Source organism: Lwoffella lincolnii, from assembly GCF_037201985.1.
Classification (GTDB): Bacteria; Pseudomonadota; Gammaproteobacteria; order Pseudomonadales; family Moraxellaceae; genus Psychrobacter; species Psychrobacter lincolnii.
On record NZ_CP147511.1, the window covers coordinates 191,660 to 214,697 of the forward strand.

A 23,038-nucleotide genomic window follows, 5' to 3' on the forward strand; every position below is an offset into this window, starting at 1 on the left:
CAATACAATCACCTAAAGTAAAGAGAACTGAATCAAGCGTAAACACAGGTAAAATCGTTACTACAATTACCCAAACAAGACTAATTAGGATTGTATGGTCAAGTAATGAAGTGCACATGGTGGATGCCTTGGCAGTCAGAGGCGAAGAAAGACGTGACAGCCTGCGATAAGCGTCGGTGAGGTGGCAATATCCTGTGACCCGGCGATTTCTGAATGGGGAAACCCAACCAACACAAGTTGGTTATTACACAATTTACTGTGTAAGGCAAACCGGGAGAAGTGAAACATCTCAGTACCCCGAGGAAAAGACATCAAAAGAGATTCCCCAAGTAGCGGCGAGCGAACGGGGAGGAGCCGATCAATTTTACAGTAGCAAAATGGCGTGGGAAAGCCAACCATAGTAGGTGATAGTCCTGTATGCGAAACTGTTTAAGCGACACATTAAGTAGGGCGGAACACGAGAAATTCTGTCTGAAGATGGGGGGACCATCCTCCAAGGCTAAATACTCCTGACTGACCGATAGTGAACCAGTACCGTGAGGGAAAGGCGAAAAGAACCCCTGTTAGGGGAGTGAAATAGAACCTAAAACCGTGTGCATACAAGCAGTCGGAGCCCGACCACTTAATCGTTTTGAGGATAACAATGAATTTTTACTACGTCTATGTCATACAAAACATGGATAATCATGATGAGTTTTATGTTGGTTTTACCACCAATTTAAAACAAAGAATTGATGACCATAACAATGGCACAACTTACTCAACCAGAGCAAGAACATGGCGTATTGTTTATTGTGAAGCCTACATTAACGAACAAGTAGCAAGAAAGCGAGAACGAACCATAAAAAATAATGGTCGTATGAGAACTTTCTTGATGAATCGTGTCAAATCACAATTTGACAATCAGAACGATTAAGTGGTCGGGTGACGGCGTACCTTTTGTATAATGGGTCAGCGACTTATATTCTGTAGCAAGGTTAACCGAATAGGGGAGCCGTAGGGAAACCGAGTCTTAAAAGGGCGAATGAGTTGCAGGGTATAGACCCGAAACCGAGTGATCTATCCATGAGCAGGTTGAAAGTGCCGTAACAGGCATCGGAGGACCGAACCCACTGTCGTTGAAAAGCCAGGGGATGACTTGTGGATAGGGGTGAAAGGCTAATCAAACTCGGTGATAGCTGGTTCTCCCCGAAAGCTATTTAGGTAGCGCCTCGGACGAACACCATTGGGGGTAGAGCACTGTTTCGGCTAGGGGGTCACACCGACTTACCAAACCGATGCAAACTTCGAATACCGATGAGTGATATCCGGGAGACAGACGGCGGGTGCTAACGTCCGTCGTCAAGAGGGAAACAACCCAGACCGCCAGCTAAGGCCCCAAATTCCTAGTTAAGTGGGAAACGAGGTGGGAAGGCACAGACAGCTAGGAGGTTGGCTTAGAAGCAGCCACCCTTTAAAGAAAGCGTAATAGCTCACTAGTCGAGTCGGCCTGCGCGGAAGATGTAACGGGGCTCAAACTAGGAGCCGAAGCTGCGGATTTAATTGTTTCAATTAAGTGGTAGGGGAGCATTGTGTAAGCCTGAGAAGGTGTACCGTAAGGTATGCTGGAGGTATCACAAGAGCGAATGCTGACGTGAGTAACGACAAAACGGGTGAAAAGCCCGTTCGCCGGAAGACCAAGGGTTCCAGTCCAACGTTAATCGGGGCTGGGTGAGTCGACCCCTAAGGCGAGGCCGAAAGGCGTAGTCGATGGGAAATCGGTTAATATTCCGATACTTGTTTATGATGTGATGGAGGGACGGAGAAGGTTATGCCAGCCTGGCGATGGTAGTCCAGGTGGAAGGATGTAGGTAGGTTTGGTAGGCAAATCCGCCGAACTAATACTGAGATCTGATAGCAAGCGGTACAAGTACCGTGAAGTGGCAAATACCCTGCTTCCAGGAAAAGCTTCTAAACGATGGTCATAAACGAATCGTACCCGAAACCGACACAGGTGGTCAGGTAGAGAATACCAAGGCGCTTGAGAGAACTCTGCTGAAGGAACTAGGCAAAATGGTACCGTAACTTCGGGAGAAGGTACGCTGTCGATGGTGATAAGACTTGCTCTTTGAGCTATTGGCAGTCGCAGATACCAGGTGGCTGCAACTGTTTATTAAAAACACAGCACTCTGCAAACACGAAAGTGGACGTATAGGGTGTGATGCCTGCCCGGTGCTGGAAGGTTAAATGATGGGGTTAGCGTAAGCGAAGCTCTTGATTGAAGCCCCAGTAAACGGCGGCCGTAACTATAACGGTCCTAAGGTAGCGAAATTCCTTGTCGGGTAAGTTCCGACCTGCACGAATGGCATAATGATGGCCACGCTGTCTCCAGCAGAGACTCAGTGAAATCGAAATCGCAGTGAAGATGCTGTGTACCCGCGGCTAGACGGAAAGACCCCGTGAACCTTTACTACAGCTTTACATTGAACTTTGACCTGACTTGTGCAGGATAGGTGGGAGGCTATGAAGCAGATACGCCAGTATTTGTGGAGTCAACCTTGAAATACCACCCTGGTCATGTTGGGGTTCTAACTTAGATATTCACAATATCGAGGACAATGTATGGTGGGTAGTTTGACTGGGGCGGTCTCCTCCTAAAGAGTAACGGAGGAGTACGAAGGTGCGCTCAGAACGGTCGGAAATCGTTCAAAGAGTATAAAGGCAAAAGCGCGCTTAACTGCGAGACCCACAAGTCGAGCAGGTACGAAAGTAGGTCTTAGTGATCCGGTGGTTCTGTATGGAAGGGCCATCGCTCAACGGATAAAAGGTACTCTGGGGATAACAGGCTGATACCGCCCAAGAGTTCATATCGACGGCGGTGTTTGGCACCTCGATGTCGGCTCATCTCATCCTGGGGCTGAAGCAGGTCCCAAGGGTATGGCTGTTCGCCATTTAAAGAGGTACGCGAGCTGGGTTTAGAACGTCGTGAGACAGTTCGGTCCCTATCTACCGTGGGCGTTGGAAATTTGAGAGGATCTGCTCCTAGTACGAGAGGACCAGAGTGGACGAACCTCTGGTGTTTCGGTTGTCACGCCAGTGGCATTGCCGAGTAGCTATGTTCGGATGGGATAACCGCTGAAAGCATCTAAGCGGGAAGCCCACCTCAAGATGAGATTTCCCTAAAGAGCCGTTGTAGACGACGACGTTGATAGGTTGGGTGTGGAAGTGTAGTGATACATGTAGCTAACCAATACTAATTGCTCGTTTGGCTTGACCATACAATGCCTAATTGGTTTTGTATTATAATGTGGTTGTTGTTGATTTTACCTGTGGTTTTATGGCTTTGATTTGTCCTTTTTATCAGATTCATTTCTATTCTCCTGTGTTTGCAGGATTCCCCCTTTGCTGACGACAATGGCAAGATGGTACCACCTGATCCCTTCTCGAACTCAGTAGTGAAACGTCTTAGCGCCGATGGTAGTGTGGTTTAACCATGTGAGAGTAGGTCATCGTCAGCTCCCTTTATTATACCCCCCCCTTCAATAGAAGGGGGGTGTTTTTTTGTTTTTTATGTTGTTTCTTTATCTTTTAAAGTTTGGTTGTTATTATAAGTATATGTCATGTTATCATCAGTCTTTGCCAGTTAATTTATTGCCTTATCTTTATGCTAAAGGTTCATTAACTGCTTTGCTTGAGCAGGTGGCTAATCAGCCGTTAAGGGTTGATAGGGTGTTTGAAGGCTTTGAACCTTTAAGTTTAATTCAAAAACGACAACTAGGATTTGTTGAGTCTGGTTTGCTAAGTCGCCCTATGATGGCTTGGAATAGACTGGTTTGGCTTTATGGTGATGATGATGAACCTTGGGTATCTGCACGAAGTGTTTTTCCTTTAATTGGCTTGCAAGGTGATGCCAAGCGTTTAAAGCATCTAAAAAATACGCCAATCGGTTATGTGTTGTTTAAACGCCAGACTGCTTTACCTAATTCTCGTGTGATAATGAATACCCAACAAGGATGGCAAAGACAGACAAGTTATGATTGGTATGGCAGGCCTTTATTGATAACAGAGACTTTTTTACCAGTTTTTCAAAAACGTCTGTTGGCAAGATAAAGCAGTCGTTTTTTGCTTGTTATTCGTGATACACTTAAATGCGAACGCTTCCCCACAATTTATCTCCCCTATTCATAAAAGGACATAAAAATGTATGATAATGTGAGTATTCAAGATTTTGACCCTGTTCTTGCTGAGGCAATGGGACAAGAAAGTCAACGTCAAGAAGAGCATATTGAGCTGATTGCATCAGAAAACTATTGTTCACAAATGGTCATGCAGGCTCAAGGCAGTGATTTGACCAATAAATATGCTGAGGGTTATCCTGGTAAGCGTTATTATGGTGGTTGTGAGCATGTTGATGTGGTTGAGCAACTTGCCATTGAACGCGCTAAAGAGCTTTTTGGGGCTGAGTATGTTAATGTGCAGCCACATTCTGGCTCACAAGCCAACTCAGCGGTATTTTTGGCGTTGTTAGATGCCAATGATACGGTGCTTGGTATGAGTTTAGATGCAGGTGGTCATTTGACTCACGGTGCTCGTGTGAATTTTTCTGGCATCAATTATCATGCTGTGCAATATGGGTTAGATGAAAAAACTGGTTTGATTGATTATGAGCAAGTTGAACGTCTTGCTAAAGAACATCAACCTAAGATGATTATTGCTGGCTTTTCTGCTTATTCGCAAATCATTGATTGGCAACGTTTCCGTGAGATTGCCGACAGCGTTGGGGCATATCTGTTTGTGGACATGGCACATGTGGCGGGTTTGATTGCTGCTGGCATTTATCCAAGCCCTGTGCCATTTGCTGATGTGGTGAGTACGACGACTCACAAAACTTTGCGAGGCCCCCGTTCTGGTTTGATACTTTCTCGTGATGACAAACTTGCCAAAAAATTAAATTCTGCGGTGTTTCCTGGCAATCAAGGTGGTCCATTGATGCACGTGATTGCAGCTAAGGCGGTCTGTTTTAAAGAAGCTTTGCAAGATGACTTTAAGGCTTATCAGCGTCAAGTGGTGCAAAATGCCAAGGCGATGGCATCTGTTATTCAAGAGCGTGGTTATGACATTATCTCGGGTGGCACAGAAAATCATCTGATGCTTATTAGTTTGGTTAGGCAAGGCTTAACAGGTAAAGAAGCAGATAAATGGCTGGGTGATGCGTTTATTACTGTCAATAAAAATGCCGTACCTAATGATCCACAGTCTCCGTTTGTAACCTCAGGCATTCGCATTGGTACGCCAGCGGTGACCACTCGTGGCTTTAAAGAAGCGGAAGTGACTGAGTTGGCGGCTTGGATTTGTGATGTTTTAGACAGCAAGGGCGATAAAGCAGTGATTGACACAATTCGTGAAAAGGTCAAAGTATTGTGTGCTAAGTTCCCTGTTTATGCCAAAAATCAATAAGCATTGATTTTAATTTATGAACGCTCTTTTTCATTTTTTTGAAACTCGTTTACCACCTTATCCAGACAATGACATTCCTTTGCCAAGAGATGGATTAGCAAAGTTTTTATGGGCATGTACCCATGGATTAAGGGGTTGGTTATTGCTGTTTATGGTATTTACCGCTGGCGTTGGGGTGTATGAGGCGTTGCTGTTTGCTTGGGTAGGCAATCTGGTAGATTGGCTGGGTGAGTATTCGCCAGGTGAGCTGTGGCAAGCCAAAGGAGACATGCTGACACTGATGGCAGTGGTGTTATTAATAAGTCCTGTGTGGATATGGCTGAATTCTTTGGTGCATTTTCAGGTGTTGCAGGGGGTATTCCCCATGCAAATGCGATGGCGATTTCATCGGCACATGCTGGGTCAGTCCATGCAATTTTATCAAGATGAGTTCTCTGGAAGAGTGTCTGCTAAAGTCATGCAAACCGCTTTGGCCGTGCGTGATACCATCATGACCGTGGGGGACATGCTGATGTATGTCAGTGTGTATTTTTTAACCACTGGGGTGATATTGTTTCGTTTGGATAAATGGTTGCTTGTGCCGTTTATGCTATGGATTGTGATGTTTTCTTTGTCTCTGTGGTTTTTCATTCCCCGTTTAAAACTGGCCGCCAGTCGTCAAGCTGATGCTCGTGCGTTGATGACAGGTCGCATCACCGATGCTTATGCCAATATTGCCACGGTGAAGTTATTTAGCCATTCACGCCGTGAGCTTACATACGCCAAAGATGCCATGCGTCAATTTTTGCTGACGGTACATGGGCAGATGCGATGGGTTACTTGGTTGGAAGTGATTAACCATCTTACCAGCGTGGTATTGATAGGCAGTACAGCAGTGATTGGCATTTATCTGTGGCAAGACAGTCTGATAACAGTGGGGGCAATTGCCGCAGCAACAGCGATGGCATTGCGGTTAAATGGCCTGACCCATTGGATTATGTGGCAGACAGCAACGTTGTTTGAAAACATTGGTACTGTGCAAGATGGCATCAGCACTTTATCCACGCCACATGCCATTATTGACCAGCCCAACGCCCAAGAATTAAAGGTGAATCAGGGTGAGATTGTGTTTCATGATGTTAAGTTTACTTATGATGGCATCAAGATGGAGAACAGTCATCTAAAAGACAATCAGGCTAAACATGACCATTTATTAAATGAGTTTAATCTGCACATTCAAGCAGGTGAAAAAGTAGGGCTGGTCGGTCGCAGTGGGGCAGGAAAATCAACCTTGGTCAACTTGCTGTTACGCTTTTATGATGTGGATTCTGGGGCGATTTTAATTGACCAGCAAAATATTGCTCAGATGAGCCAAGAAAGTTTACGCCAACAAATCGGTATGGTAACCCAAGACACATCTTTGCTACATCGTACTGTGCGAGAGAATATTGCTTACGGTCGTCCTACTGCCAGCGATGATGACATTATCAACGCTGCCAAACAAGCTCATGCGTGGGAGTTTATTCAACAGTTATCCGATGCCAAAGGCAACACAGGCTTAGACACGCAAGTGGGTGAGCGTGGTGTTAAACTCTCTGGTGGGCAACGTCAACGCATTGCCATTGCTCGTGTCATGCTCAAAAACGCTCCGATTTTGCTCCTTGATGAGGCAACATCAGCACTTGATAGTGAAGTGGAACACGCCATTACTGATAGCTTAAATGACATGATGTCAGGTAAGACAGTGATTGCCATTGCTCACCGATTATCAACGATTGCATCAATGGATAGACTGGTGGTGATGGATAAAGGGCAAATTGTAGAGCAGGGTAGCCATGTGGAACTGTTGGCTCAAAATGGAGTGTATGCACGATTATGGGCAAGACAAAGTGGTGGATTTTTGGGAGAAGAAGTGGCAGAAGACGAGTAACTGTCATAAAGGCAACAGCTCGGCACTGATTGGCAGATGGTCAGATAGGTCTGACCACGGCTTACCTGTGTGTACCCACGCCCGTTTGACCTTAAGATGACGCACATAAATGCGATCAAGGCTCAGCATGGGCAAAATGGCAGGAAAAGTGGCGAATAGCTTACCATGACAGGATAAAAACGCTTCGGTCATGTTGAGCCGATTGCCAAGTTTTTGGCAGGCGTTTTTTTGCCAATCATTAAAATCTCCTGCTAGAATTAATGGTTGCGTCGAATCTATCACGTCATTGACGTAGGTGGCGATGGCGTCATACTGGCGTTCTCGTCCACTTTCTAATAAGTTTAAATGGGCGCACAACACCACCACTGGCACTGACCAACCATCGGGCAACACTTCACAATGCAACACACCCCGCTTTTCCAATTGATTGACGGTGATATTGACGTTGTGCTTGGGGTCTAGGGGGTGGCGACTCAGTACGGCATTGCCATGATGTCCGTGGTTGTATTCACAATTTTTACCGTAGCTTTGTTGATAATCCAAAAATTCACCAAACCATTCATGCTGAGACTGCTCTGGAAATTCGTTAAATTTGACCATTCGTTTTAGGTTTTGCCCTTGTACTTCTTGTAGGCATAGAATGTCTGGGGCAAGCTGTTTTAGGGCATCGGCGATGCCGTCTAATTTGACTTGACGGTTTAAGGCGGACATGCCTTTATGAATGTTATAGCTGGTGAGAATGATGGGGGAAGCAGTCGACATGTGATATGTTTTAATTTGCCAATGACAATCTTGCTTGTAGATACTTAGAATCAAGTGGCGTAAATACAGGTGAATTTGGCTTATCATCTTTGAGTTTAGGTTCAAACTTCACGTAATGTCTCATTTTGAAAATGATGACGGTAAAGTGTGATAAAACCATTTTAGAAGTGGCTAGCATACCATGTTTTGATTAAATGGTGTGTAATTTCTATGATTTATCTTATGTTTTGCTTTGAGTATGAGTTAATGATAATCATTCACATTTTTATTTTTAAATACCATAAAAAATGGTAAAATATGCTCGCTTTTTTGATAGGAGCTGTCATGACAATCACGCCTGTTTATACCACATTCACCCCCAGCAAAACACCCATAAAAATTTTTATGGCTGGCTTGACTTTTCTAATCGCTCATATCAGCCATGCCGATGATGGTCGCACCGACAATCAAGAGTCAATCAATCAAGAAATAACCGCCCTTGAACCCATCATTAACCATGCTCAGCCTGAACTATTGCCCCATGCTACATTAACACCAACAACAGAACCAACACTGGCACAAACACCAAATCCTGCCGAAGATACGCTCATCGTCGATGAAGCGTTACTGCTTGATAACCCCAATTTGCTCAATCACGCCCTAAATTCTGCTGTCATGACCAATCATATGGCAGGGGTTCACGCATTATTGTCCATTTATCAAAAACTGCCCAAAGACCATCAAAATGGCATTTTACTTGGGTATGCCAATGCACTGGCTGCCTTGGACAAAGGCAACGCCAAAGCAGCCATTGATGAGCTGCGTCGCATCATCGCCATCGTGCCTGAATATAATGTGGTGCGTTTTCATCTGGCAAGAGCGTTATTTATGGACAAACAAAACGAAGCCGCCCTTGACCAATTTAATAAATTACATGCTGACAACTTACCATATGATGTGCGACAGGTTGTTGGGCAGTACAGACAAGCGTTAAAACAACGAGATTCATGGACATGGCAAGCAGGCATGAATCTGGCCAAAGAAGACAACATTAATCAGGTGCCCAAAAACACCACGCAAGGTCAATGGACTTTTGACAAACCCATTGATGCCATCACCCTAAGCTATCAATTAGGGGCGGATAAAAAGTGGTCTTTGCCCAAAGGGGCATATGTGGGAGCGAACGCCCAAATCCATGGCAAACATCATCAAAATCACAAAAAATACAACGACCATTGGGGCAGACTGGGGGCAAATTTGGGCTTTGCTGATGCCAAAAAAGACCTTAGCATTGAGACCTATGGTGAAAAAAGATTTTATGGGCATGAGCGTTATACCAACACCATCGGCATACGCATGTCAGCTGATTATAGAATCAACCCAAAATTTCAAAGCCTAAACGCCATAGACATATCACGCCTAACCAACCATCGGACACCTAGGGCTGACAGTAACAACACTTTATACAGCACATCATTGATTTATTACCCAAATGCCACACGCTATTATCTTTTGGGGGCAGACTTTTATGATGAAAAAGTGCCACAAGACCCATCTGACAGCTATGAGCGCCGTGGCATACGCACAGCGTGGGGACAAGAATGGGCGGGCGGTCTTTCAAGCCGTGCCCAAATCAGCATCAACAAACGCCATTACCAAGGGGCAAACTTAACCAGCGGCGGACAAATTCGCCATGATAAACAAATGCAAGCGTCTTTATCATTTTGGCACAGAGACATTCACAAATGGGGCATCACGCCACGGCTGACCATCAGCACAAACATCAATAAAAGCAATGACATCAAGGCAAATTACCATAAAAATCAAATGTTTGTTGAGTTTAGTCGCATTTTTTGATGGGATGAGCACACCCTGCTTTTGTTTTTTTGTAAAAAAATGTACTATCATAGACAATATCAAGAAAAAATCAAGAAAAAAATCAAAAATATAATAGATAATTGTTATTGTTTATGTTATTATTTATCAATGTAAATTTGCCGTATTTTGTCCATCGCAAACGCATTTATCATAACTGCTCAAACAAATACGCCAAATGCACATTGTCAGCATGCCAAAACAGGCATCAACAGACTTGTTTAGATAATACCATCAACCCATCAGAGGATTATTTTATGAAACACATTCCTTTAACCACACTGTGTGTGGCAATCTCTGCCGTCTTATTAACCGCTTGTGGTGGTAGCAGTGGTGGTTCAAATCCACCTGCCCCTACGCCCATTCCAAATGCTGGCGGTACAGGAAATACAGGCGGTACTGGCAGTACTGATAATGCAGGCAATGCTGGCGGTGCAAACTCTGGTACAGGCAATGCAGGTAATTCAGGTAATGCAAACTCTGGTGCAGGCAGTGCTAGCACACCAGAACCAAAATATCAAGATGTGCCAACCGATAAAAATGAAAAAGCTGAAATCTCAGGCATTCAAGAACCTGCCATGGGTTATGCAATGGAATTAAAGCTTCGTAACTGGATGCCAAAACAGGAAGAACATGCCCAAATCAGTACAGATGATGTTGTAAAACTTGAAGGTGGCTTGGAGCATAAGCCATTTGATAACTCTATTTGGCAAAACATCAAAAATAGCAAAGAAGTACAAAATGCTTACAAACAAGAGAAGCAACATATTGAAGATCAAATCAGAAGAGAGAATAAACAACGCCCTGAAAATGAAAGACTTGATGAAGCGGCATTAGAAGCTTATATTAAAAAAGCTCTTGATGATCGTCTAACAAGTCTTGCTAAACCCATTTATGAAAAAAATATTAACTATTCACATGATAAGCAGAATAAAGCACGCACTCGTGATTTGACTTATGTGCGTTCTGGTTATATTTATCACTCAGGTTATTCTAAGATCGACATTCCAAATAAAATAGCTAAAACTGGTTTTGATGGTGCTTTATTTTATAAAGGTGAACAAACTGCTAAAGAATTGCCTGTATCTGAGGTTAAGTATAAAGGCACTTGGGATTTTATGACCGATGCCAAAGATAGACAATCATTTAGCAGTTTTAATGCAAGTCCTGCTGGTAATCGCTATAGTGTAATGTCTTCCCATGAATACTCATCTTTGTTAACTGATGAGAGAGACAAGCCAAATGATTATAATGGTGCATATGGTCATAGCAGTGAATTTACGGTAGATTTTAGTAAAAAGAGCCTAAAAGGTGAATTATCCAGTAATATAAAAAGCTCATCAAATGCCAAGCCTGTTAAAACCAAACGCTACGATATTAAGGCTGATATCCACGGCAACCGCTTCCGTGGCAGTGCCATCGCACATGATAAAAAAGAAGAAAGCAAAACCCAACACCCCTTTACTAGCGATGCTACAAACAAGCTAGAAGGTGGTTTTTATGGACCAAAAGGCGAGGAGCTGGCAGGTAAATTCTTAACCGATGACAACAAACTCTTTGGTGTCTTTGGTGCCAAACAAGAGAGTGAAGCTAAGGAAACCGAAGCCATCTTAGATGCTTATGCACTTGGGACATTTAACAAAAATAAAGCAACCACATTCACCCCATTTACCGAAAAACAACTGGATAACTTTGGCAATGCCAAAAAGTTGGTCTTGGGTTCTACCGTCATTGATTTGGTGCCTACCGGTGCCACCGAATATGTCAATGAATTCACCAAAGACAAGCCAAAGTCTGCCACAAACAAAGCGGGCGAGACTTTGATGGTGAATGATAAAGTTAGTGTCAAAACCTATGGCAAAAACTTTGAATACCTAAAATTTGGTGAGCTCAGTGTCGGCACAAGCAACAGCGTCTTTTTACAAGGCGAACGCACCGCTGAGAAAGCCGTACCAACCACAGGCAAAGCCAAATATTTGGGGAACTGGGTAGGATACATCACAGGAGCGGACTCTGCAAAAAGCTTTACCGATGCCGAAGATGTTGCTAATTTTGACATTGACTTTGGAAGCAAAACAGTTAATGGCAAACTTATCACCAAAGGCCGCACAGAGCCTGTCTTTAGCATCACAGGTAAAATCGCAGGTAATGGCTGGACAGGCACAGCCAGCACCGCCGAAGCGAACGCAGGGGGCTATAAGATAGATTCTAGCAGTACAGGCAAATCCATCGTCATCAAAGATGCCAAGGTTACAGGGGGCTTTTATGGTCCAAATGCAACCGAGATGGGCGGGTCATTTGCACACAAAAACAGCGGTGATGATGGCAAAGTCTCTGTGGTCTTTGGCACAAAAAAACAACAAGAAGTTAAGTAGTAATTTAAACACAATGTTTGTTTGGCTGATGGGGTGGATACTTAATCAAATATGAATGATTAAGATGATTGACCACTGAAAAAATCAAACTAGCCAAGTCGGTCTACGATGCAGGCTAGTTTGAGCTTAAACGATAACTGACCCATCAATGCAATGTGGGTTTGGGTTGTCGTTTATAGATTGTGGTCATTTATACATCACATCGTCAATGAGAAATAATCTACTCAAACTTACCCTTGCTGTGATAATATATCCAGTGGTTCGAGAGGCAGACCAGATTTGGTAATGAGAGAATAAGTTTGTACATATGGCACATGGCATGATAAAGATATCAATGTCAGTAAGAACATTCTTGTGGTCAGGTTTGACCGTCTTGCAGAAGGAATCCCTGAACGATAGGCAGGGAAGAAAATCAATATTTAGGGCATCATATGAAGCAAAATTTACTTCCAATTTTTAAGCTAAGCACATTATGCTTATCATTAATGCTGGCCACTTCTGCCATGGCAGACACTGCCATCAAAGCCACCGATTTAAAGATTCCTACCGATTTAAAGACTCCTAATAAAACCAACACTGCTCCCACCACAGAGCTTGAAGCCTTACGATTTGTTGCTGATAAACAACTCACTCGTAAAGCCAACGAAGTTACAGGGCTTGGCAAGGTGGTCAAAACTGCTGAGACCATCAATAAAGAACAAGTACTAAACATTCGAGACTTAACACGTTATGACCCTGGCATTGCTGTGGTTGAGCAAGGTCGTGGGGCAAGCTCGGGCTATTCTATTCGTGGTATGGATAAAAATCGTGTGGCGGTATTGGTTGATGGCATCAATCAAGCCCAGCACTATGCCCTACAAGGTCCTGTGGCAGGCAAAAATTATGCCGCAGGTGGGGCAATCAACGAAATAGAATACGAAAATGTCCGCTCCATTGAGATTAGTAAAGGTGCAAATTCAAGTGAACACGGCTCTGGGGCATTATCTGGCTCTGTGGCATTTGTTACCAAAACCGCCGATGACATCATCAAAGATGGTAAAGATTGGGGCGTGCAGACCAAAACCGCCTATGCCAGTAAAAATAACGCATGGGTTAATTCTGTGGCAGCAGCAGGCAAGGCAGGCTCGTTTAGCGGTCTTGTCATCTACACCGACCGCCGTGGTCAAGAATACAAGGCGCATGATGATGCCTATCAGGGCAGCCAAAGTTTTGATAGAGCGGTGGCAACCACTGACCCAAATAACCACACATTTTTAATGGCAAATGAATGTGCCAATGGTAATTATGAAGCGTGTGCCGCTGGCGGTCAAACCAAACTTCAAGCCACGCCAACCAATGTGCGTGATAAGGTAAATGTCAAAGATTATACAGGCCCCAACCGCCTTATCCCAAACCCACTCACCCAAGACAGCAAATCCTTGCTACTTCGCCCAGGTTATCAGCTAAACGATAAGCACTATGTCGGTGGTGTGTATGAAATCACCAAACAAAACTATGCCATGCAAGATAAAACCGTGCCTGCTTATCTGACGGTTCATGACATTGAAAAATCAAGGCTCAGCAACCATGCCCAAGCCAATGGCTATTATCAAGGCAATAACCTTGGTGAACGCATTCGTGATGCCATTGGGCCAGATTCAGGTTATGGCATCAACTATGCTCATGGCGTATTTTATGACGAAAAACACCAAAAAGACCGCCTAGGGCTTGAATATGTTTATGACAGCAAAGGTGAAAATAAATGGTTTGATGATGTGCGTGTGTCTTATGATAAGCAAGACATTACGCTACGCAGCCAGCTGACCAACACGCACTGTTCAACCTATCCGCACATTGACAAAAATTGTACGCCTGATGTCAATAAACCTTTTTCGGTAAAAGAGGTGGATAACAATGCCTACAAAGAACAGCACAATTTAATCAAAGCCGTCTTTAACAAAAAACTGGCGTTGGGCAGTACGCATCATCACATCAATCTGCAAGTTGGCTATGATAAATTCAATTCAAGCCTTAGCCGTGAAGATTACCGTTTGGCAACCCATCAATCTTATCAAAAACTTGATTACACCCCACCAAGTAATCCTTTGCCAGATAGATTTAAGCCCATTTTAGGTTCAAACAACAAACCCATTTGCCTTGATGCTTATGGTTATGGTCATGACCATCCACAGGCTTGTAACGCCAAAAACAGCACTTATCAAAACTTTGCCATCAAGCAAGGCATAGAGAAATACAACCAAACCAATACCGATAAGATTGATTATCAAGCCATCATTGGCCAATATGATAAACAAAACCCCAACAGCACCCTAAAACCCTTTGAGAAAATCAAACAAAGTTTGGGTAAAGAAACATACGACAAGATAGACGAACTTGGCTTTAAAGCTTATAAAGATTTACGCAGTCAATGGGCGGATTGGACCAATAAAAATAGCCAACAAAATGCCAATAAAGGCACGGATAATATCTATCAGCCAAATCAAGCGACTGTGGTCAAAGATGACAAATGCAAATATAGCGAGACCAACAGCTATGCTGATTGCTCAACCACTCGCCACATCAGCGGTGATAATTATTTCATCGCTTTAAAAGACAACATGACCATCAATAAATATATTGATCTGGGGTTGGGTGCTCGCTATGACAGAATCAAACACAAATCCGATGTGCCTTTGGTGGACAACAGTGCCAGTAATCAGCTGTCTTGGAATTTTGGCGTGGTGGTCAAGCCCACCAACTGGCTAGACATCGCTTATAGAAGCTCGCAAGGCTTTCGCATGCCAAGTTTTTCTGAAATGTATGGCGAACGCTTTGGCGTAACCATCGGTAAAGGCACGCAACACGGCTGTAAGGGTCTGTGGTACATTTGTCAGCAGACTGTCCATCAAACCAAACTAAAACCTGAAAAATCCTTTAACCAAGAAATCGGAGCGACTTTATATAACCACTTAGGCAGCCTTGAAGTCAGTTATTTTAAAAATCGCTATACCGATTTGATTGTTGGCAAAAGTGAAGAGATTAGAACCCTAACCCAAGGTGCTGATGCAGGCAAACAGCGTGGTAAAGGTGATTTGGGCTTTCATAATGGACAAGATGCTGATTTGACAGGCATTAACATTCTTGGCAGACTTGACCTAAATGCTGTCAATAGCCGCATTCCCTATGGATTATACTCAACACTGGCTTATAACAAAGTTGATGTTAAAGGAAAAACCTTAAACCCAACTTTGGCAGGAACAAACATGCTGTTTGATGCCATTCAGCCATCTCGTTATGTGGTGGGGATCGGCTATGATGCCCCAAGCCAAAAATGGGGAGCAAACGCCATGTTTACCCATTCTGATGCCAAAAATCCAAGCGAGCTTTTGGCAGATAAGAACTTAGGTAATGGCAACATTCAAACAAAACAAGCCACCAAAGCAAAATCCACGCCGTGGCGAACACTTGATTTGTCAGGTTATGTGAACATAAAAGATAACTTTACCTTGCGTGCTGGCGTGTATAATGTATTTGATACCTATTACACCACTTGGGAGTCTTTACGCCAAACAGCAGAAGGGGCGGTCAATCAGCATACAGGACTGAGCCAAGATAAGCATTATGGTCGCTATGCCGCTCCTGGACGCAATTACCAATTGGCACTTGAAATGAAGTTTTAACCAGTGGTTTTGATGTGATTGTGGCATGACAAACCCCAATCAACCAATGAATAAAGCCCCCATCTACCATGAGGGCTTTATTTTATCATCGCTAAGTGATGCTCTTAGCGGTCATCACTCATGATTAGTCATTAATTTATTAGCAATTAATTTATTAGTAATCACGCTGCTCTTTTATGATTTTAAGTGATGGGTATTCAAGAACGATGTCATACTCAGCACCGTTTTTATAGGCTTCTACTTCAAAGACAGGCTTGCCTAAAAAGTCGTCAACTTCTATATCGCCAACTTGATAGCCACGAGAAGCCAACATTTGAATGGCTTTTTGACGATTTTGGCTAAAGTTGCTATCACCATAAGCTTGTGCTTTAATACGGTCGTTAGCAACCGCAGCGGTGGAGATGCCAACGGCAGGCAACAAAACAGCAGCACTTAGCACGCCAGCCAACAGTTTATTGGTTAAACTTTTCATAGTAGTGTCCTGATTGATTATTGTAATTTACGTTCATACGTAAGCCACAGATGGGTGAATATGACTGTCATTTGACACGATACGATGTATCACCATCAATGACAAAATGACAGAGCGAAATGCTCGTCTTGTCAGACCATATGACTATATGATGACCATATAATATGATTGTCCATATAATTATGTATGGTTAGAACAAGCTGTTGTATTATACTGACATATTTACTGATATCTGTAGCATATAATAGATGATTTGTAAAATAATTGTCAGTCATTATTATAAATTGTAAACTGGCAACTTTTAAAGTTTAACTAACCGATTTTTTTAGATAACTGATTTTAGACAACTGATTTTAGTTTTAGACAACTAAGTTATAGATGCTGATGATGGATAATGTCAGCCATTTTACCAATCAATATAAGTAGACAATACAAGTAGATACCATGACAAATAATACCACGTTCAATAGCATTCCTGAGATTTTAGATGATATCCGAGCAGGCAAGATGGTCATATTGATGGATGATGAAGACCGAGAAAATGAAGGCGACCTTGTGATGGCGGCTACCCATGTGCGTCCTGATGACATCAATTTTATGATTACCCATGCTCGTGGTTTGGTATGCTTGACCATTACCCAAGAGCGTAGCCGTCAGCTTGATTTGCCCCTGATGAGCGATAAAAATGGGGCAAAATTTAGCACCAATTTCACGGTGTCTATCGAAGCCGCTAAAGGGGTAACGACAGGAATATCAGCGGCTGACCGTGCCAGAACCATTCAAACGGCAGTGTCTGCCACCGCCAAACCTGAAGACATTGTGCAACCAGGGCATATTTTTCCCATTGTGGCTCAAAATGGGGGGGTATTGCACCGCGCTGGGCATACCGAAGCAGGTTGTGATTTAACACATCTTGCAGGGCTTGAGCCAGCGGCGGTAATTTGTGAGATTATCAAAGAAAATGGTGAAATGGCTCGCCGTGATGACTTAGAAGCGTTTGCCAAAACTCATCATCTAAAAATTGGCACAATCGCTGATTTAATCCATTATCGCATGGCAAATGAGCAAACCATCAATGTGGTGGCAAGTTATCCGATGCAGACCGAATTTGGTGAGTTTATGGCGTATCGTTTCCAAGAGCAAAATTCCGATGACACTCATCTGGCCTTGGTCAAAGGCAATCCTGCTGATGGGGTCAATACGGTGCGTGTGCATGGGTTTGAGCCACTTAGGGATTTGTTTGGTGTGCAATCGCTCAATCGTGGTAAAAGTCATTGGAGCATTCAATCGGCACTACAAGAAATTAGCCAATCTGAGCGTGGTGTGTTTGTTTGGATTGGGCATAACCGAAACATCAATCTTGGTGAAGCGTTGGATAATTTCGTTGCTGACCGTGCTGATTCACCCCTTAAATATCAGCAACATCAACCTTATCGCAGTATCGGTGTTGGTGCACAGATTTTACGCCACTTAGGTGTGCGTGATATGCGGTTGCTGTCATCGCCGTTAAAGTTCAATGCGTTATCAGGGTTTGATTTAAATGTGCTTGAGTGTGTGGCAAATCCATAATGCCTTTTGATGGTCTTTTAACCGTCTCTTTTAACCGCCTCTTTTAACCACCTTTTGCCAATCAATGCCATCACTTGCCAATCAAAAACCCACAGCTTTTATGTTGTGGGTTTTGTTGTGTCGCATTTGTTCTCAACATTCGGATATGTTCACACTTTGTGATATAAGTGTTTTCCTGTATTTGTAAATTTTTGCTTCATCTGTGCCATGCCATCACGCACATCATCAACAGAGGCTTCGCCAACTTGTTCGGTCAGTTTGGTTTTGACCTGTTGAAAATCCAATCCTGCGGCATAATCACGCACATTTTGGGTGATTTTCATTGAGCAAAATTTAGGGCCACACATGGAGCAAAAATGGGCGGATTTGTGAGCGTCTTTTGGCAAGGTTTCATCATGAAATTCACGTGCCGTATCTGGGTCAAGCGACAGATTAAATTGGTCTTCCCAGCGAAATTCAAAACGAGCCTTGGATAACACATTATCACGAGCCTGAGCTCCGGGGTGTCCTTTGGCAAGGTCAGCAGCGTGAGCTGCGATTTTGTAGGTGATGATGCCATCTTTCACGTCTTTTTTGTTTGGCAGACCAAGATGCTCTTTTGGTGTAACATAGCAGAGCATCGCTGTGCCATACCAGCCAATCATCGCCGCACCAATGGCAGATGTGATGTGGTCATAACCTGGGGCAATGTCAGTGGTCAATGGACCAAGGGTGTAAAATGGGGCTTCTTGACACACATCAAGTTGTAAGTCCATGTTCTCTTTGATGCGATTCATGGCAACGTGTCCTGGGCCTTCAATCATCACTTGCACATCGTGTTGCCACGCCACTTGGGTCAGCTCACCTAAGGTTTTAAGTTCACCAAATTGAGCGTCATCATTGGCATCTTGGATACAACCTGGGCGAAGTCCATCTCCAAGGCTAAAGGTCACATCATAGGCCTTCATGATTTCACAAATGTCTTCAAAATGGGTGTATAAAAAATTTTCTTTATGATGTGCCAAGCACCATTGTGCCATAATTGAGCCACCACGGCTGACAATGCCTGTCAAACGGTTGGCGGTGATAGGCACATAACGCAACAACACACCTGCATGAATGGTGAAATAATCCACGCCTTGTTCGGCTTGCTCAATCAAAGTATCTGCAAACAATGACCACGTCAAATCTTCTGCCACACCACCGACTTTCTCTAACGCTTGATAAATGGGCACAGTGCCGATTGGCACAGGTGAGTTGCGGATAATCCATTCACGGGTTTCGTGAATGTGCTTGCCTGTTGATAAATCCATGATGGTGTCTGCCCCCCAACGGGTTGCCCATGTCATCTTAGCCACTTCTTCATCAATGCTTGAGCCTAAAGCGGAGTTGCCGATATTGGCGTTGATTTTGACTAAAAAATTACGCCCGATAATCATTGGCTCAGATTCTGGGTGATTGATATTACAAGGGATAATGGCTCGTCCTTTGGCAATCTCTTGACGCACAAATTCTGGGGTAATCAGTTTGGGTGTGTTTGCCCCAAAACTCATGCCTGCATGTTGACGCATGTCGCTAAGTTCGTGTTGCTTTTGATTTTCTCGAATGGCGACATATTCCATCTCTGGGGTGATGATGCCTTGCTTGGCATAGTGTATTTGGGTAACATTCCCTGAGAATGAACCACCACGTAATGCTCGTCTTGGCTTATCAATTTGCCCAAAACGTAAGTTGGCAGTGGCGATGTCATTGGCTCGCTCGATGCCGTATTGGCTAGAGAGTTGGGAAAGTTTTTCGGTGTCCCCACGCTCTTTAATCCACTTTTCACGCAATTTGGGCAAGCCTTTGGTTAAGTCAATGGTAACATTTGGGTCGGTATAAACGCCTGATGTGTCATAGACATAAAATGGTGGATTGTATTCACTGCCTGTTTGACCGTCTGTCAAACCAAGTGGCGTATCGGTGAGTGTGATTTCTCGCATTGGCACTTGAATGTCAGGGCGTGAGCCTTGCAGATAGACTTTTTTTGAGGCAGGCAAGGCACGTGTCAGGTCACGGGCTTCTTCTTCAAAGCGGTCATCGGTGAGATTTCTATGTGCGGGGGTTTTATGTGCAGGAGGTTTGTGTGTGTGGGTTTTGTGTGGGTTGAGTTCGTTCATGGCGAGTCCTTGTGATGGGCTTATGGGTAAATGGACTCGGTGGTGGCAAGTGATTTTGTGTCATCTTGATGGCAATTCATCATGCCAGCCATCATGCTTAACAACAATACATGCTCATAGCGACGCACAGCAACACAATGACAGCAACACAATGACAGTAAAACAATAAATGTCAACGACTTCCCTACGACGGTACTAACCGTATCAAGTTCTGCGGGTATGTCTCAGCCAAATTAACGAGTGAACATTTAACCATTGTCTCACTCCTTTAGCACCCCGAGTCTGCTCTAAGCATAACAAAATATGATGACATATGACAATGATAATCACGCCATTTCATTAAATTGTCATAATTGATGAGTAAACTAGGCAATAGACAGTTTTACTCCAAGGTAACCATTTTGCTCTAAGGCAACTATGAACCTTTAATAAATTCTCATCTCATAGGAGCTGTTTATGCAAAAGCTTTCTGTTTTAGTCTTAGCGGTTGCAACAAGCTTATCATTGATGGCTTGTAACCAAACCAAAGATGCCCCAGAAACTGCCGAAAAAATTGGTACAGACACCACGGTTGCCAATACACAAACTGATTCTGCCAACAAATATAAAGACATACAAGGCGTTGCCATGAACATCACTGGTGCTGGTGCGTCATACCCTGCTCCTATCTATGCTAAGTGGTCAGCAGATTATCACACCATCACAGGCGGTAAGGTAAATTATCAATCCATTGGCTCATCTGGTGGTGTTAAGCAAATCATTGAAAAAACCATTGATTTTGGTGCGTCTGATGCCCCAATGACCCCAGAAGAGCTACAAACCAACGGTTTAATCCAATTCCCAACTTTAATTAGTGGCGTTGTGCCTGTCATCAACATCGAAGGCATTGCTCCTGGTGAGTTAACCTTAGATGGTGGCACACTTGCGAACATTTATATGGGCAAAATTAAAAACTGGAATGACCCAGCGATTACCGCTCTTAACGAAGGTGTCACCCTACCTGACGCTCCGATTACCACGGTGTATCGCTCTGATGGCTCTGGCACAACCTTTAATTTCACTGATTATCTTGCCAAAGTCTCTGGCGACTGGGCAAATGATGTGGGTGTGAATAAAAGCATCAGTTGGCCAACTGCGTCAGGTGGCACAGGTGCAGGCGGTAAGGGAAATGAAGGCGTTGCCAGTACAGTCAGTCGTATCCCCAACTCAATCGGTTATGTTGAGTATGCCTATGCCAAGCAAAACAACTTAGCACACACCAAGCTTGTCAATGCCAAAGGTCATGCTGTTGAACCCTCTGCCGATACCTTTGCTGCTGCTGGTGATGTCGATTGGTCGCAAGCAATAGGATTTTATAAGGTCATCACCAACTCAGAAACCGAACAAGCATGGCCAATCGCTGCTGCCACATTCATCTTGGTTCACAAACAACCCAGCAACCCAGAACAAGTCGCTGGTGTGTTGAATTTTTTTAACTGGGTATATGACCAAGGTAATCAAGCTGCCATTGATTTGGACTATGTGCCATTTTCTGATAAAGCGATTGATTTGTTTAAAGATGAGTGGAAAAAAATAGTTGGGGCAGACGGTAGCCCTGCCTATACGCCACAATGAGTCATTATCCATGACTTGACTTTACCATTCCATGACTTACTTTTTGGTATCTAGTTTTTTGGCATAATGTCATTTGCTTTGGCTGTTTGTGATTTATTTTTTGAGATGGTTTTTTTAAGATTGTTCTTGGGGTCATTATGTCCATGTTAAAAGCTCAGCTTGCAAAACAAAAACGCAATGACTGGATATTTGTTAATTTGACTAAATTTTTTGCGTTATTGGTGTTGGTATTATTAAGTGGCATCATGCTGTTACTCATCTATGGGGCATGGCCAAGCATCAAGGAATTTGGATTGGATTTTTATGGCACACAGATATGGAATCCTGTTACCGATGAATACGGAGCAATTGCCCCCATTTATGGCACTATCATGACCTCTGTCCTTGCGATTGGCATTGCTGTGCCAGCAAGCTTTGGTATTGCTGTGTTCTTAACTGAACTATGCCCACCATTATTAAAAAAACCTTTGGGCATCGCCATTGAGTTGTTGGCGGGTATTCCTTCCATCATTTATGGCATGTGGGGTTTATTTGTGTTAGCTCCGTTAATGGCAAAATACATACAACCTTTTTTTATCAAATATTTTGCCAATTTGCCTTTACTTGGTCAGCTATTTTCTGGTGCTCCTTTAGGCATTGGTATGTTTACGGCAGCTTTGGTGCTGGCAATTATGATTATTCCGTTCATCGCTGCCACCATGCGTGATGTGTTTGAAGCAGTGCCTGATTTATTAAAAGAGTCTGCTTATGGCATTGGTGCAACCAAATGGGAAGTTATGTATAAGATTGTTTTGCCTTATACCAAGGTTGGTGTGATGGGTGGGGTAACTTTAGGATTGGGTCGTGCTTTGGGTGAGACCATGGCGGTAACTTTCTTGATTGGTAATGCCTTTAATATTAACCCCAGTATTTTTTCTTCAGGCGTTACCATCACATCAGCCTTGGCAAATGAGTTTGCCGAAGCATCGAATGACCTGCATTTATCATCGCTCTTACACTTGGGCATGATATTGTTCATCATTACTTTTGTGGTGTTGTCATTATCCAAGTTGATGCTGATGCGTATGGATAAACATTCAGGCAACCGATAAGACATGAAAATATTTTATTAATCAAAATATCGTTAATCAAAACATCATGACCATGATTTTAAAGTTTGATATTGCTTCGATGCTTGATATTGATAGAAAAACACGTTCAATGGTCGTTTTTAACGGCATTTCATTTAACGGTATTTAATGTGCAATTAG

13 protein-coding genes, 2 rRNA genes and 1 riboswitch are annotated in these 23,038 nt (G+C 43.4%); of the genes, 11 read left to right on the plus strand and 4 right to left on the minus strand.

Features of this window, described 5'->3' with window-relative positions; genetic code table 11:
- The first annotated feature begins 96 nt into the window (after positions 1-96).
- The 5 genes from WDM69_RS00890 (at position 97) to WDM69_RS00910 (ending at position 7,345) form a co-directional block, all read left to right on the plus strand.
- A 23S ribosomal RNA gene (locus WDM69_RS00890) occupies positions 97-3,257 on the plus strand.
- Between the two features lie 126 nt (positions 3,258-3,383).
- Positions 3,384-3,497, plus strand: a 5S ribosomal RNA gene (gene rrf / locus WDM69_RS00895).
- A 118-nt stretch (positions 3,498-3,615) separates the two neighbouring features.
- A complete protein-coding gene (locus WDM69_RS00900; RefSeq protein ID WP_422393259.1) occupies positions 3,616-4,089 on the plus strand; it encodes a chorismate--pyruvate lyase family protein in 474 nt (157 codons plus the stop codon).
- A 90-nt stretch (positions 4,090-4,179) separates the two neighbouring features.
- Positions 4,180-5,436 (plus strand): serine hydroxymethyltransferase, encoded by a 1,257-nt coding sequence (glyA, locus tag WDM69_RS00905; RefSeq protein WP_338755493.1) that lies wholly within the window; start codon positions 4,180-4,182, stop codon positions 5,434-5,436.
- 16 nt (positions 5,437-5,452) lie between these two features.
- Positions 5,453-7,345, plus strand: a complete 1,893-nt coding sequence (locus WDM69_RS00910) for an ABC transporter ATP-binding protein (RefSeq protein ID WP_338755494.1) — start codon at positions 5,453-5,455, stop codon at positions 7,343-7,345.
- 3 nt (positions 7,346-7,348) lie between these two features.
- On the opposite strand, the gene WDM69_RS00915 is transcribed toward WDM69_RS00910, so the two are convergent.
- On the minus strand, positions 7,349-8,107 hold the full coding sequence (locus WDM69_RS00915; protein WP_338755495.1) for an endonuclease/exonuclease/phosphatase family protein: 759 nt from the start codon (positions 8,105-8,107) through the stop codon (positions 7,349-7,351).
- 324 nt (positions 8,108-8,431) lie between these two features.
- Between WDM69_RS00915 and WDM69_RS00920 the strand changes: the two genes are divergently transcribed.
- The 3 genes from WDM69_RS00920 (at position 8,432) to WDM69_RS00930 (ending at position 15,995) form a co-directional block, all read left to right on the plus strand.
- Positions 8,432-9,943, plus strand: a complete 1,512-nt coding sequence (locus tag WDM69_RS00920) for a surface lipoprotein assembly modifier (RefSeq protein ID WP_338755496.1) — start codon at positions 8,432-8,434, stop codon at positions 9,941-9,943.
- 275 nt (positions 9,944-10,218) lie between these two features.
- A complete protein-coding gene (locus WDM69_RS00925; RefSeq protein ID WP_338755842.1) occupies positions 10,219-12,336 on the plus strand; it encodes a transferrin-binding protein-like solute binding protein in 2,118 nt (705 codons plus the stop codon).
- 485 nt (positions 12,337-12,821) lie between these two features.
- The gene (locus WDM69_RS00930; RefSeq protein WP_422393260.1) at positions 12,822-15,995 is read left to right on the plus strand and encodes a lactoferrin/transferrin family TonB-dependent receptor; all 3,174 of its coding nucleotides are present in this window, start codon (positions 12,822-12,824) and stop codon (positions 15,993-15,995) included.
- 154 nt (positions 15,996-16,149) lie between these two features.
- Here the strand turns inward: WDM69_RS00930 and WDM69_RS00935 are convergent, their stop codons facing one another.
- The gene (locus WDM69_RS00935) at positions 16,150-16,467 is read right to left on the minus strand and encodes a PepSY domain-containing protein (protein WP_338755498.1); all 318 of its coding nucleotides are present in this window, start codon (positions 16,465-16,467) and stop codon (positions 16,150-16,152) included.
- Positions 16,468-16,911: 444 nt separating this feature from the next.
- Here WDM69_RS00935 and ribBA point away from each other — a divergent pair, with 444 nt between their 5' ends.
- A complete protein-coding gene (ribBA, locus tag WDM69_RS00940; RefSeq protein ID WP_338755499.1) occupies positions 16,912-18,036 on the plus strand; it encodes a bifunctional 3,4-dihydroxy-2-butanone-4-phosphate synthase/GTP cyclohydrolase II in 1,125 nt (374 codons plus the stop codon).
- A gap of 149 nt (positions 18,037-18,185) precedes the next feature.
- On the opposite strand, the gene thiC is transcribed toward ribBA, so the two are convergent.
- Positions 18,186-20,174, minus strand: coding sequence for a phosphomethylpyrimidine synthase ThiC (gene thiC / locus WDM69_RS00945; RefSeq protein ID WP_338755500.1), 1,989 nt, complete (start codon positions 20,172-20,174; stop codon positions 18,186-18,188).
- Positions 20,175-20,194: 20 nt separating this feature from the next.
- A complete protein-coding gene (locus tag WDM69_RS00950; RefSeq protein ID WP_158077872.1) occupies positions 20,195-20,350 on the minus strand; it encodes a hypothetical protein in 156 nt (51 codons plus the stop codon).
- A riboswitch (TPP riboswitch) is annotated at positions 20,339-20,463 on the minus strand. It overlaps the preceding gene by 12 nt.
- Positions 20,464-20,630: 167 nt before the next feature.
- Between WDM69_RS00950 and pstS the strand changes: the two genes are divergently transcribed.
- On the plus strand, positions 20,631-21,788 hold the full coding sequence (gene pstS / locus WDM69_RS00955) for a phosphate ABC transporter substrate-binding protein PstS (RefSeq protein WP_078307222.1): 1,158 nt from the start codon (positions 20,631-20,633) through the stop codon (positions 21,786-21,788).
- 137 nt (positions 21,789-21,925) lie between these two features.
- Entirely contained in the window at positions 21,926-22,879 is a 954-nt protein-coding gene (gene pstC, locus WDM69_RS00960) for a phosphate ABC transporter permease subunit PstC (RefSeq protein ID WP_078307223.1), read from the plus strand.
- The last annotated feature ends 159 nt before the right edge of the window (positions 22,880-23,038 follow it).

Coding starts and splice junctions, on each gene's coding strand:
- WDM69_RS00915 (WP_338755495.1), bottom strand. CDS start 8,107: ATGTCGACTGCTTCCCCCATCATTCTCACCAGCTATAACATTCATAAA.
- WDM69_RS00920 (WP_338755496.1), top strand. CDS start 8,432: ATGACAATCACGCCTGTTTATACCACATTCACCCCCAGCAAAACACCC.
- WDM69_RS00925 (WP_338755842.1), top strand. CDS start 10,219: ATGAAACACATTCCTTTAACCACACTGTGTGTGGCAATCTCTGCCGTC.
- WDM69_RS00930 (WP_422393260.1), top strand. CDS start 12,822: ATGCTGGCCACTTCTGCCATGGCAGACACTGCCATCAAAGCCACCGAT.
- pstS (WP_078307222.1), top strand. CDS start 20,631: ATGCAAAAGCTTTCTGTTTTAGTCTTAGCGGTTGCAACAAGCTTATCA.
- thiC (WP_338755500.1), bottom strand. CDS start 20,174: ATGAACGAACTCAACCCACACAAAACCCACACACACAAACCTCCTGCA.
- ribBA (WP_338755499.1), top strand. CDS start 16,912: ATGACAAATAATACCACGTTCAATAGCATTCCTGAGATTTTAGATGAT.
- pstC (WP_078307223.1), top strand. CDS start 21,926: ATGTCCATGTTAAAAGCTCAGCTTGCAAAACAAAAACGCAATGACTGG.
- glyA (WP_338755493.1), top strand. CDS start 4,180: ATGTATGATAATGTGAGTATTCAAGATTTTGACCCTGTTCTTGCTGAG.
- WDM69_RS00910 (WP_338755494.1), top strand. CDS start 5,453: ATGAACGCTCTTTTTCATTTTTTTGAAACTCGTTTACCACCTTATCCA.
- WDM69_RS00935 (WP_338755498.1), bottom strand. CDS start 16,467: ATGAAAAGTTTAACCAATAAACTGTTGGCTGGCGTGCTAAGTGCTGCT.